Below are 13113 nucleotides of genomic sequence, written 5' to 3'. Positions count from 1 at the left end.
TCGCTCCTACGGGGACGGCGCGTTTTTTTCTGTAGGAGCGAGCTTGCTCGCGATGGCAGGTTTAGAAGAAGCCCAATGGGTTGATGTCGTAGCTCACCAGCAGGTTTTTGGTCTGCTGATAGTGATCGAGCATCATCTTGTGGGTTTCACGGCCAACGCCGGACTTCTTGTAGCCGCCGAACGCGGCATGCGCCGGGTACAGGTGGTAGCAGTTGGTCCACACGCGGCCGGCCTTGATGCCGCGGCCCATGCGATAGGCGCGGTTGATGTCGCGGGTCCAGACGCCGGCACCCAGGCCGAACTCGGTGTCGTTGGCGATCGCCAGGGCTTCGGCTTCGTCCTTGAAGGTGGTGACGCTGACCACCGGGCCGAAGATTTCTTCCTGGAACACGCGCATGCGGTTGTTGCCCTTGAGCAGGGTCGGCTGGATGTAATAGCCGGTCGACAGGTCGCCTTCGAGTTTTTCCACCTTGCCGCCGGTGAGCAGTTCAGCACCTTCCTGCTCGGCGATTTCCAGGTAGGACAGGATCTTGTCGAATTGCTGCTGCGAGGCCTGGGCGCCGACCATGGTGTCGGTGTCCAGCGGGTCGCCGCGTTTGATCTTCTTCACCTTCTCCATCACCACTTCCATGAACTTCGGATAGATGGATTCCTGCACCAGTGCGCGGGACGGGCAGGTGCAGACTTCGCCCTGGTTGAAGAACGCCAGCACCAAGCCTTCGGCGGCCTTCTCGATGAAGGACGGCTCGGCCTGCATGATGTCTTCGAAGTAGATGTTCGGCGACTTGCCACCCAGCTCGACGGTGGACGGAATGATGTTCTCGGCCGCGCATTTCATGATGTGCGAGCCCACCGGCGTCGAACCGGTGAAGGCGATCTTGGCGATGCGCTTGCTGGTGGCCAGGGCCTCACCGGCTTCGCGGCCGTAGCCTTGCACCACGTTGAGCACGCCGGGCGGCAGCAGGTCGGCGATCAGTTCCACCAGCACGGTGATGCCCAGCGGCGTTTGCTCGGCCGGCTTGAGTACCACGCAGTTGCCGGCGGCCAGGGCCGGCGCGAGTTTCCAGGCGGCCATCAGGATCGGGAAGTTCCACGGGATGATCTGCCCGACCACGCCCAGCGGCTCATGGATGTGATAGGCCACGGTGCCCTCGTTGATCTCCGCGGCGCCGCCTTCCTGGGCGCGGATGCAACCGGCGAAGTAGCGGAAGTGATCGACCGCCAGCGGGATGTCGGCGTTGAGGGTTTCGCGGACGGCCTTGCCGTTGTCCCAGGTTTCGGTGATGGCCAGCACTTCGAGGTTCTGCTCGATGCGATCGGCGATTTTCAGCAGGACGTTGGAGCGGTCCTGGACCGAGGTGCGGCCCCAGGCATCGGCGGCGGCGTGGGCGGCGTCCAGGGCTTTATCGATGTCTTCGGCAGTGGAGCGGGGGAATTCGGCGATGGGCTGGCCATTCACCGGCGAGGTGTTGGTGAAGTACTCGCCTTTGACCGGAGCCACGAACTCGCCATTGATGAAGTTACCGTAGCGGCTCTTGAACGAAACCTTTGCGCCTTCGGTACCTGGATGTGCGTAACGCATGGTGTCTCTCCTGGCTTATGTGTTTTGTTGGGGAGGATTCCAAGCGTAGAGCAAAGGTCGGGCCAGTGCCCGGAGGCCACGTCGGATCAATGACTTGGCGCAGTTTTGCCGAGGGTTTCGGCGCAGGCTGCGACACCTTCGGTACAGCCTGGGTGACACTTTGTACCGCTGGTGGTACAGCCGGCGACCCGGTGGTCAAGGCGCCATTGCAAAGCGCCAGTGCGAGGAGGATGCTGGGTTTCTCTCACCCGCGGAGAACAATAAAAGTGCAGGGTAATCATCTGAGCCGGCACGCCCGGCAAGTGCTTACAGTGACCCAGGGCAAAGGCGGTTTGCAGGGGCCGGGCAGCGATCCCTCGATCGCCCGCTCCTGGCTGCGCTGTCTGGAGGACTACCACCTCGATCCGGCCCTCGCCATGGCGCCCACCGTGCTCGAACACGAGCGGGTCATGGAAAGCCGCGATCGCCTGCACCAGGTGCTGCGCATCGCCGACAGCGAGATGAACAGCCTGCACCAGCAGCTTTCCGGCGCCGGCCATGCGGTCTTGCTGACGGATGCTCGCGGGGTAATCCTCAATTGCGTGACCGCACCCACCGAGCGGCGCATTTTCGAGCGCGCCGGGCTGTGGCTGGGGGCCGACTGGAGCGAGGCCCGCGAAGGCACCAACGGCATCGGCACCTGCCTGGTGGAACGCCAGGCGCTGACCATCCATCAGGAAGAACATTTTCGCGGGCGCCACACCGGCCTGACCTGCTCGGCGAGCCCGGTCTTCGACCCGCACGGTGAGCTGCTGGCGGTGCTGGACGTGTCGTCGGCGCGGGCGGAGGTCTCGCGGCAGAGCCAGTTCCACACCATGGCCCTGGTCAACCTCTCGGCGAAGATGATCGAGAGCTGTTATTTCCTGCGCTGTTTCGAAAACCACTGGTTGCTGCGCTTTCACCTGCAGGCCGAATCCGTCGGGCTGTTCAGCGAGGGGCTGCTGGCCTTCGACGGCGAAGGGCGGATTCAGGCGGTCAACCAGAGCGGGCTGAACCTGTTGGGCAATGTCCGTGGCGGCCTGCTGGGCAAGCCGGTGGAAATGTTCTTCGACTGCCACCTCGACGAGTTGCTGGGCCGCGCTACCGCGATGGCCAGCACCAGTTGGCCGCTGCGCACCCGTGATGGCCGGTTGCTGTTCGCCAGCCTGCGCGGGCAGGCCCGGGCGCTGGTCCAGCCGATTGCGCCGGTGCGTGTGCCGGCGCCGAGCAAACCTGCGGATATCTGTCTGCTCGATCCGGCCCTGCAGAACGATTTTCGTCGGGCGCTGCGGGTGTTCGAGCGCGATGTGCCGCTGTTGCTCAACGGCGAGACCGGCTCCGGCAAGGAGGCGTTCGCCAAGGCCGTGCACCAGGCCAGCCAGCGCGCGGGCAAGGCGTTTGTCGCGCTCAACTGTGCGTCGATTCCGGAAAGCCTGATCGAAAGCGAGCTGTTCGGTTACCGCGGCGGCAGCTTCACCGGCGCGCGCAAGGAAGGCATGCGCGGCAAGCTGCAACAGGCCGATGGCGGCACCTTGCTGCTGGACGAAATCGGCGATATGCCGCTGGCCTTGCAGACCCGCCTGCTGCGGGTGCTCGAAGAGCGCCAGGTGGTGCCCATCGGTGGCGAGCCGCAGGCGGTGGACGTGCGCATCATCAGCGCCACGCACCGCGACCTGCTGAGCCGGGTCGAGGACGGCAGTTTCCGCGAAGACCTTTATTACCGCCTCAACGGTCTGGAAATCGCCCTGCCTGCGTTGCGCGAGCGCAGTGACAAGGGCCAGTTGCTCGACTTCATCCTCGCCGAGGAAGCCGGGCGGCAAGCGGTGCAACTGGAACCGGCGGCGCGCCGTTTGCTGCTGGATTTCGCCTGGCCGGGCAACGTGCGCCAGTTGCGCAATGTGCTGCGGACCTTGGTGGCGCTGTGCGAAGACGGGCATATTGGCGTGCTCGACCTGCCGCCGCTGGTGCGCAACGCCGCGCCATTGAAAGCCGTGGTCAACGCACCTGTGGATAACCCTCGGGCACCGCTGGATGACGCCGAGCGCCAGGCCTTGCTCGCGGCGCTGGAGCAGAAGCGCTGGCACATGACCCAGGTGGCGGCGCAGCTTGGGGTCAGTCGTAACACGTTGTATCGCAAACTGCGCAAACACGGTCTTTCCCGGGGCGCCTGAGCGAAACACAGGGTGAGATTTTTCCAACCCTAAGCTACCCTGCCAGCACGTTTTCCGAGGTTGACCATGCACATTCATATTCTTGGTATCTGTGGCACTTTCATGGGCTCGCTGGCGGTTCTGGCCAAGGAGCTCGGCCACCGCGTCACCGGTTCCGACGCCAACGTCTATCCGCCCATGAGTACCCAGCTCGAAGCCCAAGGCATCGAACTGACCCAGGGCTATGACGCCGCGCAACTGGATCCCGCGCCTGACCTGGTGGTGATCGGCAACGCGCTGTCGCGGGGTAACCCGGCGGTGGAATATGTGCTGAACAAGGGCCTGCCCTATGTGTCCGGCCCGCAGTGGCTGGCCGACCATGTCCTGCAGGGGCGCTGGGTCCTGGCGGTCGCCGGCACCCACGGCAAGACCACCACCAGCAGCATGCTAGCCTGGGTGCTGGAGCATGCCGGCATGAGCCCGGGCTTCCTGATCGGCGGCGTGCCGCAGAACTTCTCGGTGTCGGCACGTCTGGGCGGCACGCCGTTCTTCGTGGTCGAGGCGGATGAATACGACAGCGCCTTCTTCGACAAGCGTTCGAAATTCGTTCACTACCGTCCGCGCACCGCGATCCTCAACAACCTTGAGTTCGATCACGCGGATATCTTCCCTGATCTCGCGGCGATCGAGCGGCAGTTCCACCACCTGGTGCGCACCATTCCGAGCGAAGGCCTGATCGTCCACCCCACCACCGAACCCGCTTTGAAGCGCGTGATCGAGATGGGCTGCTGGACCCCGGTGCAGACCACCGGTGTCGGCGGTCAATGGCAGGTGCGCCTGCTCAGCGACGACGGTTCGCGCTTCGAAGTGAGCTTCGACGGTGACGTGCAAGGCGTGGTGGAGTGGGAACTGACCGGCCAGCACAACGTTGCTAACGCCCTGGCGACCCTGGCTGCGGCCCGCCACGTTGGCGTCGTCCCGGCCATGGGCATCGCTGCACTGAGCGCGTTCAAGAGCGTCAAGCGGCGGATGGAGAAGGTCGCCGAGGTCAACGGCGTCACCATCTACGACGACTTCGCCCACCACCCGACCGCCATCGCCACCACCCTCGACGGCCTGCGCAAGCGCGTTGGTGATGCACCGGTGATCGCGGTGATCGAACCGCGCTCCAACTCGATGAAGCTCGGTGCCCACCGTGATGGCCTGCCGGAAAGCGTGCGCGATGCCGACCAGGTGATCTGGTACGCACCGCCGAACCTCGGCTGGGACCTGGCGGCGACCGCCGCTCAGTGCGCGGTGCCGGCGATTGTCGCCGACAGCCTCGAAGCCATCATCGAGCGGGTCAAAGGCCAGGCCCGCGCCGGCACCCAAGTGGTGATCATGAGCAACGGCGGCTTCGGCGGCCTGCACGGCAAACTGGCCGAGGCGCTGCGGTGAACGGGCCGGAACGCATCACTCTGGCGATGACCGGCGCCTCCGGGGCGCAATATGGCCTGCGCCTGTTGGACTGCCTGGTGCGGGAGGACCGCGAGGTGCACTTCCTGATTTCCAAGGCGGCGCAATTGGTGATGTCCACCGAAACCGACGTGCTGCTGCCGCCCAAGCCCCAAGCCATGCAGGCGTTCCTGACCGAATACACCGGCGCTGCCGCCGGGCAGATTCGGGTCTATGGCAAGGAAGACTGGATGTCGCCTGTGGCTTCCGGCTCCGGCGCGCCGGCGGCGATGGTGGTGGTGCCGTGTTCCACCGGCACCCTGTCGGCCATCGCCACCGGCGCCTGCAACAACCTGATCGAGCGTGCGGCGGACGTCACCCTGAAAGAGCGCCGCCAGTTGATCCTGGTGCCGCGGGAAGCGCCGTTTTCCACCATCCATCTGGAGAACATGCTCAAGCTGTCGCAGATGGGCGCGGTGATCCTGCCGGCGGCGCCGGGGTTCTACCACCAGCCGCAGACCATCGATGACCTGGTGGACTTCGTCGTGGCACGAATTCTCAATCTGCTGAACATTCCCCAGGACATGCTGCCGCGTTGGGGCGAGCATCATTTCGGCGGGGAAGAGTGAAGCCCCTGCTGGCGGGGCTGCTGATGGCGCTGACCCTCAGTGGCTGCGCCACGGTCCGCACGCTGGATGCGGCAAAACCGGGCGCGCCGGTGGTGTATTCCGGGACGCGGCTGGACCTGTATGCGTTGCAGGGTGGTTGTTGCGCCGAGGACCGCTTTGGCGCTGAGGCGCCGAAGTACCCGGGGCTGGATCTGCCGGGAAGTATGGTGCTGGATACGCTGTTCTTGCCGCTATCTGTGTTGACTGTCCTGGGGGTTGGTTTCCAGGCCAGCGGCGGATTGTAGGCGCCAGCTTGCTCGCGAAGGGCCGCAACGTGGCCCCGGACTTATCCACTCTTTCAGCGATCCGGGGGGAGTGCTTTGCAGTCTTTCGCGAGCGAGCTCGCTCCTACAGGGAGGGGGGATGTTTCGTTGGCTTATTTCCCCAGTTTCCTCAGTTCATCGGATTCCACCACCCGAATCCCGTCCTGTTCCTCCAGCGCCAGCCGCCACAGCGCCCGCGCAAGCTGGCATGCCTCGATCCCGTGATACTTGCCCGGAATCAGCTTCGACAGCGTGCCGGCCACTTGTTCGGCCAGGCGCGGTTCGATGCGTTCGCCCAGCAGCAGCGACGGCCGGGCAATGGTCAGTTGTGGCCAGTCCTGGGCTTTCAGCGCTTCCTCCATCTCGCCTTTGACTCGGTTGTAGAACACCGAGGATTTCGTATCGGCGCCGATCGCGCTGACCACCAGCAGGTGCCGCGCGCCCATTTCCCGGGCGCGTTTGCTGAAGGCCACGACCATGTCCAGGTCGACGGCGCGGAAGGCCGTTTCCGACCCGGCCTGCTTGATGGTGGTGCCCAGGCAGCAGAACGCGATATCGACACGGCCACTCAACTGCGGGAGAAAAACCGCCGGGTCTCCGACCGGATTTTCGAGATGTGGATGCTCGGCCAATGGCCGGCGGGTAGGAGCAAGCACGCGGCTGATGGTCGGCTCGTTGAGCAGACGATCGAGCAGGTGTTCACCGGTAAGGCCGGTAGCCCCGGCAAGCAGGATGTGCTGCGGCGTCAAGTACATGATGTTTCTCCCTTGATACAGTCAGCTTAGTGGCTGGCCGTACTTTTTTCCTCGACCGCAGTGGCACTTTGCAGCGCTTTTCGCGCTTGTTGCTGACGCAATTTTTGCCAATGTGCCAGGACGCCTTTGGGCGCCCATAGCTGCGGTTCGGACGCTTCGAAGCCTTCGGCTTGTTCCCGTTGGTCCACATGGGCCCGGGCAAGTTCGAATGCTTGTTGCAGATCGTCGGTCTGGTTCAGGGCCTGGGCGAACAGCGCGTCGCCGAAGTAGGTGAAGTCCGCCTCTTCGGAACAGCCGAAGGACACCCGGTCGGCCCGCGAGGCGGTCATGATCAGGGTCCGTTCATCCTTGAGCGGTTCGATGTAGCCACCTGAATAGCAGGCGGAGATGACAATGATCTTGTCGCGTTCCTTGAGCGGCGCGAGGGCGGCGGCCAGTTCGTCGGCGGGGAGGTCAGCCAGTTGCAGCCGTGGCTGGTCGAGCACCAGTTCATGCTCGTGGCTGCCATGGGTGGTGAGGTAGACGAACACCAGGTCTTCCGGGCCGCTGCGCTCGGCCAGGCGCTTGGCGGCGCGGGTGAGGGTTTCGCGGGTGGCCATGGGCCGGTCGGCGAGGTGGTCGCGATGGTTGACCAGGCTGACCTGGCCAATGGCGCCGAAACGGGTCTTGAGCATGTCGCTGACGTAGTCGGCTTCGCGCAGGAACACGCTCTGGTTGCCGTCGCCCGCGAGGGTCAGGCTGTAAAGCTCGATATCGCCGGTGGAGGGCGGTATTTGCCCCAGGGCCTGTTCCAGCAGGCTGCCCTGGTTGAGCAAGGCTTGCTCGAGCGGGTCGGGCAGCAACCGGCCCTGTTCGTCGCGCACCCGCAGGCCGTTGATCCAGTGACCGGCTTCGACCCGGCCGCCGGGCAGGACCAGGCGACCGCTGCCCTGGTAGCTGTCGTTTTCGAAACCGCCGCTGTAGACGCTGCCATCGGCCAGTTGCAGGCGGCCCTTGCCGGAGAAGCGCCAGTCGCGGAAGCCGCCTTTGTAATGGCTGCCGTCAACGGCAAACAACTCGCCTTTGCCGGTGAGCGCGCCGTCCTTGAAGTCGCCGATCCACACGTCGCCGTCGGCATTCTCGTAGCGGCCGCGGCCTTCCAGGCGGTTGGCCTTGAACTCGCCGATGTACTGATCGCCCTCGGCGCTGTTGAAGGTGCCGGTGCCCTTGAGCAGGCCATCGACGAAGTGGCCGCTGAACTGATTGCCGCTGGCGTCGCTGCGAACGCCTTCGCCATTGGGCTTGCCCTTGGCGAACTGCCCCTGGTACTGGCTGCCGTCGGCCAGCACCAACTCGCCGGCGCCGCTGTACTGGTCGTCCTTGAACTGGCCACGGTAATGCTGACCGCCTTCGCGCAGGCTGCCTTCGCCGTCGCGCCGGCCGAGCTTGAAGCCGCCGCTGTAGCTGCTGGTCGGGGTGGTGAGCTTGCCTTGGCCGTGGAACAGTCCTTGCTGGAACTGGCCGATATAGACCTCGCCGTTGCTGCCGTGCCATTCGCCCTGGCCATGCCACTGGCCGTTGCTGAAGTGTCCGGCGTACCAACTGCCGTTGGGGTAGTCGACGCGACCTTCGCCCTGCAGCAGGCCGTCGACCACCTCGCCCCGGTAACGGCCGCCATCAGGCAGGCGGGCATCGGGCGGCGACAGCGGTTCGCCATCGCCACAGGCGGCGAGCAGCAGAATCAGGGCAAGTGGAACGAGTGGGCGCATGGCGGGGTCCGGGCGTTTGAAGCCCCGAGTATGCCGCAGAACCAGGGTTCTGGTGAAACGGCGGTCAGGCCGTTTCACCAGCGGGCGTCAGACGAACGCGAGGGAAAGGGGCTCGGCGATGTAGGCCGGTTTTTCTTCACCTTCGATTTCCAGGGTCGCGGTGGCCTTGAGCAGCCACTGGCCGGGTTTCTTCTCGGTGACCTCGGTGAGGCTTACCGCGAGGCGGACGTTCGAGTCGACCTTGACCGGCTGGATGAAGCGCACGCTGTCCAGGCCGTAGTTGACGACCATCTTCAGGCCCTCGGGCAGGACCAGGATGTCTTCCATCAGCTTGGGAATCAGCGAAAGGGTGAGGAAACCGTGGGCGATGGTGCTGCCAAATGGCGTTTTTGCCGCCTTCGCCGGGTCCACATGAATGAACTGGAAGTCGCCGGTGGCCTCGGCGAACAGGTTGATGCGCTCTTGATCGATCTTCAGCCATTCGGAACGTCCGAGTTCCTTTCCAACGTACTGCGGCAGCTCTGCAACGGGTACATAGGGCATTGCGACTCTCCTGACTGTCTTTGAATTTCTTATGACTAAGGCAGATACGAATGCTTAAGATCAGCACGCTCCATTGGCCCGGTCAAGTAGGCATGACCCGGGCGAATGTCGGGGTATAGACCGGTCGTTAGCGTGCTTATAATGGCCGCCAGGTTTGAGGGAGATAGGCAATGTTGTTGCGCGGTTTGACGTGGCTCGTGCTGTTCCAGTTGCTCGGTACAGCGATCAATCACCTGTTTGTACCCATTCTTCCGGGGCCGATCATCGGCCTGGTGTTGCTGCTGGTCTTCCTGATGGTGCGGGGCGAAGTCGGCGAGCCGCTGAGCGAGGCGGCTTCCAGCCTGCTGCGCTATCTGCCGCTGCTGCTGGTGCCGCCAGCCGTGGGGGTGATGGTCTATGCCGCTGACATCGTCGCCGACTTCTGGGCGATTGCCGGCGCGCTGGTGCTGTCGCTGATTCTGGCCATGGCCTTCTGTGGTGTGCTGATGCAGAAAATGATCGCCCGCCAGGCCCGCCGCGAGGATCGCCCATGAGTCTCGACTGGCAAGGTGCGGTGCAGGCCGTTATCCACCATCCGCTGTTCGGCATCGGCATCACCCTGGGCGCCTACCAACTGGTGATCGCCGCGTATGAAAAGACCCGCTGGCTGTTTCTCCAGCCGGTGCTGGTTTCGATGCTGGTGGTGATCGGCGTGCTGCTCAGTTGCGGCCTGACCTACGCCGAGTACCGCAAGAGCACGGAAATCATGAATATCCTGCTGGGCCCGGCCACGGTCGCCCTGGCCGTGCCGCTCTATCTGAACCTGCGGCGGATCCGCCAACTGTTCTGGCCGACCTTTACTACGCTGATAGTCGGAGGTGTGTTCGCGACCGCTATCTGCCTGCTGCTGGGCTGGTGGTTCGGTGCCGAGCACATGATCCTGATGACCCTCGCGCCGAAGTCGGTGACCTCGCCGATCGCGATGCTGGTGGCCGAGCAGATTGGTGGTGTCGCCGCGCTGGCCGCGGTGTTCGTGCTGATCACCGGCGTGATCGGGGCGATTTTCGGCCCGGCGCTGTTGTCGCTGCTGGGTGTGAACAGCCCCGAGGCCCGGGGCATGGCGCTGGGTCTGACAGCGCACGCCGTGGGCACCTCGGTGGCGCTGCAGGAAAGTGAAGAGTGCGGGGCGTTCGCGGCCCTGGCCATGAGCTTGATGGGTGTGGCTACCGCGGTGTTCCTGCCGTTGGCGGTCAGCCTGGTAGCCTGAGGACCTGTAATGACGTTGCCCTTGTTTACCCTCAACACCGTGCTGTTTCCCGGTTGCAACCTGGATTTGCAGATATTCGAGGCGCGTTACCTGGACATGATCGGCCGCTGCATGAAGCAGGGCGGCGGCTTTGGCGTGGTGTGCATCCTCGAGGGCGAGCAGGTCGGCAAGGCGCCGGAGTCTTTCGCCGGCATCGGCTGCCAGGCGCTGATCGAGGATTTCCAGCAGCAGGACAACGGCCTGCTGGGCATTCGCGTCAAGGGCGAACGGCGTTTCATGGTCGATGACTTCGAAGTGCGCAAGGACAACCTGCTGGTGGCTGACGTGCGCTGGCTGGATGAGCAGGACGATCCGCCGCTGGACGACGAGGATGACGACCTGCTGGCGCTGCTCATGGCGTTGGCCGAACACCCGATGGTTTCAGGGCTGGACATGGCCAGCCGGGTCACCGGCAAGCAGGCCCTGGCCAATCAACTGGCCTACCTGCTGCCGTTCGATGACGAGGACAAGCTCAAGCTCCTCGCCATCGACTCTCCTACTCAGCGCCTGGTGGCGATCCAGTCGCTGCTCGACCGCATCCAGGGCGAACTCTTCGCCTGACCCTCAGTACTGATAACGCAGCAGGGCGTGCGGTAGCGCGTGCAGGGCGAAGAACGCCAGCACGCCGACGCACGCCGGCAGAATCAGCCACCAGACCCGTAGCGGCATGGCCGTCAGGGGCTCGCGGTACTGGACCAGTGCCAGGCTGATGGCGCAGACGCAGCAGGCGAGCAGACCACCGGCGAGGATGTCGGTGGGCCAGTGCACGCCGAGATAAACGCGCGACACCGCGATCGATAGCGCCGGCAGGCAGCCCAGCAGAATCCAGGTCAGGCGCATCCGCGGTGGCTGGCTGCGGCCGGCCAGCACGGCGAGGGTCAGGAAGAAGGCGAACGAAGCGGAACTGTGACCGCTCGGCATGCTGTAGGTGGTCAGCGGATCGGTCAGGACTTCCGGGCGGGCGCGGGCGAAGAACCACTTGGTGGCGGAGTTGGCGAGGGCCGTGCCCAGCAGGGTGCTACAGGCGAAGACCGCCGGGCGCCATTGCCGTGCCAGCACCAGCAGCGCCACCAGCACGCCGGCGACGACGAGCTGGGTGCGGAAGTCGCCGAGGCGGGTGATCAGCACGATGCTGCCGTCCAGGACGTGGCTGCGGTGTTCCTGGATCAGGGTCATCAGGCCCTGGTCGAACTGGCTCAGGTGCGGGAAGCCGATGAACAGCGCCACCAGCATGACCAGGCTGACCGCGGCGATCAGCCGTGTCCCGCGGGGCTGCGCGCGCAGGCTGCTGTTGATGCTCACCCCGATCAATATGGCCACACCCGCAGCGACCACGCCGGCCTGCGGCCAGAAACCCTCCGGCAACGGCAGGCGCATGGCCGCGCCGGTGGCCCAGCCCGGCAGCAGATAGGCCACCGCCCAGCCGGCGCCGGCAATCAGGCTGACAGCGATGAAGCGCGGCAGCGGCATGTCGAACATGCCGGCGACCATCGGCAGCATCGGCCGCAATGGGCCAATGAAGCGGCCGACCAGAAGACTGGCGATGCCATAACGCTGAAAGTAGGTTTCGGCGCTGCCAATCCACTCCGGGTGATGGCGCAGCAGCGGCAGGCGCCGGATGTTCTGATGGAAACGTCGTCCCACGGTGTAGGAGATGGCATCACCCAGCAACCCGCCGAGAAAACCCAGCAGCAGGGTTTCGCTCAGGGATAGCGCGCCGCTGCCGGCCAGCACGGCGACCGCGAACAACAGGACAGTGCCGGGCACGATGATCCCGGCGATGGCCAGGCATTCGACGCAGGCCACCAGAAAAATCGCGACGCCCAGCCATTGCGGGTTCGCGGTCAGCCAGCCGGTCAGGCTGTCGAGCCATGGGCCCATCGTGTCAGTTTCCTTGTGTCAGTAGAGAGAAGTCGCGCCCTTCGACTTGGCCGCGGCGCAGCGGGTTCCGCGTGCAGTGACGGGCGTATTCGGCGTCGACGAAACGAAGCGGCAGATGTTCGTCGCGGCCCTTGGGAATGCCCAGCCGGCTGGCCTGGATAATGTGTTGCACGATGATTCCACAGTCTTCGACAAACAGCCGTTCCGGATCGAAGCGCTTGGCGTCCCAGGTCGGTACTTTCAGGCCCAGTGCTTTGCACAGCAGGGTCTGCCCGTTGCAGAGCCGCTCGATCGGACGGACCCCGCCGCTGGCATCCGGGTTGTTCACCTGCATTTGTGCCAGGGCGTTGCTGTCGGAGACGGCATCGACCCACGGGAAGGCGGATTTGATCAGTACTGCGTTTCCCGGCCCTTGAGCGCTGAAGTTGAGCGAATCGCCACCGCGCGCGTAGTACATGTAGATATGCCCGCCATCGAGGAACAGCGCCTTGCGTTTCTCGGTATAGCCGAGCGAGGCGTGGCTGCCTTTCTCGTCGAGGTAATAGGCCTCGGTCTCGATGATCCGCGCCGACAGCCAGTAGGGACCGTGGCGATGGCGGATCACTTTGCCCAGCAGGTCCTTGGCGAGGACCTGGGCGTCGCGGTCGAAAAAGGCGTCGGGCAAGGCACGGGGCGGGCAGGGCGCTGGTTGGGACATGGTGGTTTTGGGCAGGGGGAAGAAGTGCCGATGATAGCAACTTCTTCCTTTATCGAAGCTGAACGGAAGAGACGCTATCAGCCTGTCTG

Annotated in this window: 13 protein-coding genes; 7 read left to right on the top strand and 6 right to left on the bottom strand. The window is 64.4% G+C overall.

Annotated elements, in window-relative coordinates:
* Nucleotides 1-61: 61 nt before the first annotated feature.
* The gene (locus NTD82_RS00460) at nt 62-1582 is read right to left on the bottom strand and encodes an aldehyde dehydrogenase family protein (protein ID WP_095159340.1); all 1521 of its coding nucleotides are present in this window, start codon (nt 1580-1582) and stop codon (nt 62-64) included.
* Nucleotides 1583-1848: 266 nt separating this feature from the next.
* Between NTD82_RS00460 and NTD82_RS00455 the strand changes: the two genes are divergently transcribed.
* From NTD82_RS00455 to NTD82_RS00440, 4 genes are all read left to right on the top strand, one after another.
* Complete coding sequence (locus NTD82_RS00455) at nt 1849-3771, top strand: sigma-54-dependent Fis family transcriptional regulator (RefSeq protein ID WP_262127391.1); 1923 nt, start codon at nt 1849-1851, stop codon at nt 3769-3771.
* A 66-nt stretch (nt 3772-3837) separates the two neighbouring features.
* Nucleotides 3838-5187 carry a UDP-N-acetylmuramate:L-alanyl-gamma-D-glutamyl-meso-diaminopimelate ligase gene (gene mpl / locus NTD82_RS00450; protein WP_262127390.1) on the top strand — a complete coding sequence of 450 codons (1350 nt, stop codon included), beginning with the start codon at nt 3838-3840 and terminating at the stop codon, nt 5185-5187.
* Complete coding sequence (gene ubiX / locus NTD82_RS00445; RefSeq protein WP_095159337.1) at nt 5184-5813, top strand: flavin prenyltransferase UbiX; 630 nt, start codon at nt 5184-5186, stop codon at nt 5811-5813. Before mpl ends, ubiX begins: the two co-directional genes overlap by 4 nt.
* 23 nt (nt 5814-5836) lie before the next feature.
* On the top strand, nt 5837-6097 hold the full coding sequence (locus NTD82_RS00440) for a YceK/YidQ family lipoprotein (RefSeq protein WP_095159396.1): 261 nt from the start codon (nt 5837-5839) through the stop codon (nt 6095-6097).
* Nucleotides 6098-6228: 131 nt separating this feature from the next.
* On the opposite strand, the gene NTD82_RS00435 is transcribed toward NTD82_RS00440, so the two are convergent.
* From NTD82_RS00435 to NTD82_RS00425, 3 genes are all read right to left on the bottom strand, one after another.
* Nucleotides 6229-6870: an oxidoreductase gene (locus NTD82_RS00435; RefSeq protein WP_262127389.1), complete on the bottom strand. Its 642-nt coding sequence runs from the start codon at nt 6868-6870 to the stop codon at nt 6229-6231.
* A gap of 26 nt (nt 6871-6896) precedes the next feature.
* Nucleotides 6897-8618, bottom strand: coding sequence for a C13 family peptidase (locus tag NTD82_RS00430; RefSeq protein WP_262127388.1), 1722 nt, complete (start codon nt 8616-8618; stop codon nt 6897-6899).
* Nucleotides 8619-8705: 87 nt separating this feature from the next.
* Nucleotides 8706-9161 (bottom strand): MaoC family dehydratase, encoded by a 456-nt coding sequence (locus NTD82_RS00425; protein ID WP_262127386.1) that lies wholly within the window; start codon nt 9159-9161, stop codon nt 8706-8708.
* A 170-nt stretch (nt 9162-9331) separates the two neighbouring features.
* Here NTD82_RS00425 and NTD82_RS00420 point away from each other — a divergent pair, with 170 nt between their 5' ends.
* Genes NTD82_RS00420 through NTD82_RS00410 form a run of 3 tightly spaced genes read left to right on the top strand, consistent with a single transcriptional unit; the run spans nt 9332 to nt 11007 of the window.
* The gene (locus tag NTD82_RS00420) at nt 9332-9694 is read left to right on the top strand and encodes a CidA/LrgA family protein (RefSeq protein WP_095159333.1); all 363 of its coding nucleotides are present in this window, start codon (nt 9332-9334) and stop codon (nt 9692-9694) included.
* Nucleotides 9691-10407: an LrgB family protein gene (locus NTD82_RS00415; protein ID WP_095159332.1), complete on the top strand. Its 717-nt coding sequence runs from the start codon at nt 9691-9693 to the stop codon at nt 10405-10407. The genes NTD82_RS00420 and NTD82_RS00415 overlap by 4 nt, the downstream gene beginning before the upstream one ends.
* 9 nt (nt 10408-10416) lie before the next feature.
* Nucleotides 10417-11007 carry an LON peptidase substrate-binding domain-containing protein gene (locus NTD82_RS00410; RefSeq protein WP_095159331.1) on the top strand — a complete coding sequence of 197 codons (591 nt, stop codon included), beginning with the start codon at nt 10417-10419 and terminating at the stop codon, nt 11005-11007.
* Between the two features lie 3 nt (nt 11008-11010).
* On the opposite strand, the gene NTD82_RS00405 is transcribed toward NTD82_RS00410, so the two are convergent.
* Together NTD82_RS00405 and NTD82_RS00400 are read right to left on the bottom strand one after the other, a co-directional pair.
* Nucleotides 11011-12327 carry a bifunctional DedA family/phosphatase PAP2 family protein gene (locus NTD82_RS00405; protein ID WP_262127385.1) on the bottom strand — a complete coding sequence of 439 codons (1317 nt, stop codon included), beginning with the start codon at nt 12325-12327 and terminating at the stop codon, nt 11011-11013.
* Nucleotides 12328-12331: 4 nt separating this feature from the next.
* Entirely contained in the window at nt 12332-13024 is a 693-nt protein-coding gene (locus NTD82_RS00400) for a DNA-3-methyladenine glycosylase (protein WP_095159329.1), read from the bottom strand.
* Nucleotides 13025-13113 lie beyond the last annotated feature (89 nt).

Origin of the sequence: Pseudomonas sp. 5P_5.1_Bac1, from assembly GCF_025466015.1 — a bacterium.
GTDB lineage: Bacteria > Pseudomonadota > Gammaproteobacteria > Pseudomonadales > Pseudomonadaceae > Aquipseudomonas.
The sequence above is the reverse complement of the archived record's forward strand: the minus strand, read 5'-3'. Positions and strand labels throughout refer to the sequence as shown.

Coding starts and splice junctions, on each gene's coding strand:
- NTD82_RS00405 (WP_262127385.1), bottom strand. CDS start 12,327: ATGGGCCCATGGCTCGACAGCCTGACCGGCTGGCTGACCGCGAACCCG.
- NTD82_RS00415 (WP_095159332.1), top strand. CDS start 9,691: ATGAGTCTCGACTGGCAAGGTGCGGTGCAGGCCGTTATCCACCATCCG.
- NTD82_RS00435 (WP_262127389.1), bottom strand. CDS start 6,870: ATGTACTTGACGCCGCAGCACATCCTGCTTGCCGGGGCTACCGGCCTT.
- NTD82_RS00460 (WP_095159340.1), bottom strand. CDS start 1,582: ATGCGTTACGCACATCCAGGTACCGAAGGCGCAAAGGTTTCGTTCAAG.
- NTD82_RS00440 (WP_095159396.1), top strand. CDS start 5,837: ATGGCGCTGACCCTCAGTGGCTGCGCCACGGTCCGCACGCTGGATGCG.
- NTD82_RS00420 (WP_095159333.1), top strand. CDS start 9,332: ATGTTGTTGCGCGGTTTGACGTGGCTCGTGCTGTTCCAGTTGCTCGGT.
- mpl (WP_262127390.1), top strand. CDS start 3,838: ATGCACATTCATATTCTTGGTATCTGTGGCACTTTCATGGGCTCGCTG.
- NTD82_RS00410 (WP_095159331.1), top strand. CDS start 10,417: ATGACGTTGCCCTTGTTTACCCTCAACACCGTGCTGTTTCCCGGTTGC.
- NTD82_RS00400 (WP_095159329.1), bottom strand. CDS start 13,024: ATGTCCCAACCAGCGCCCTGCCCGCCCCGTGCCTTGCCCGACGCCTTT.
- NTD82_RS00425 (WP_262127386.1), bottom strand. CDS start 9,161: ATGCCCTATGTACCCGTTGCAGAGCTGCCGCAGTACGTTGGAAAGGAA.
- NTD82_RS00430 (WP_262127388.1), bottom strand. CDS start 8,618: ATGCGCCCACTCGTTCCACTTGCCCTGATTCTGCTGCTCGCCGCCTGT.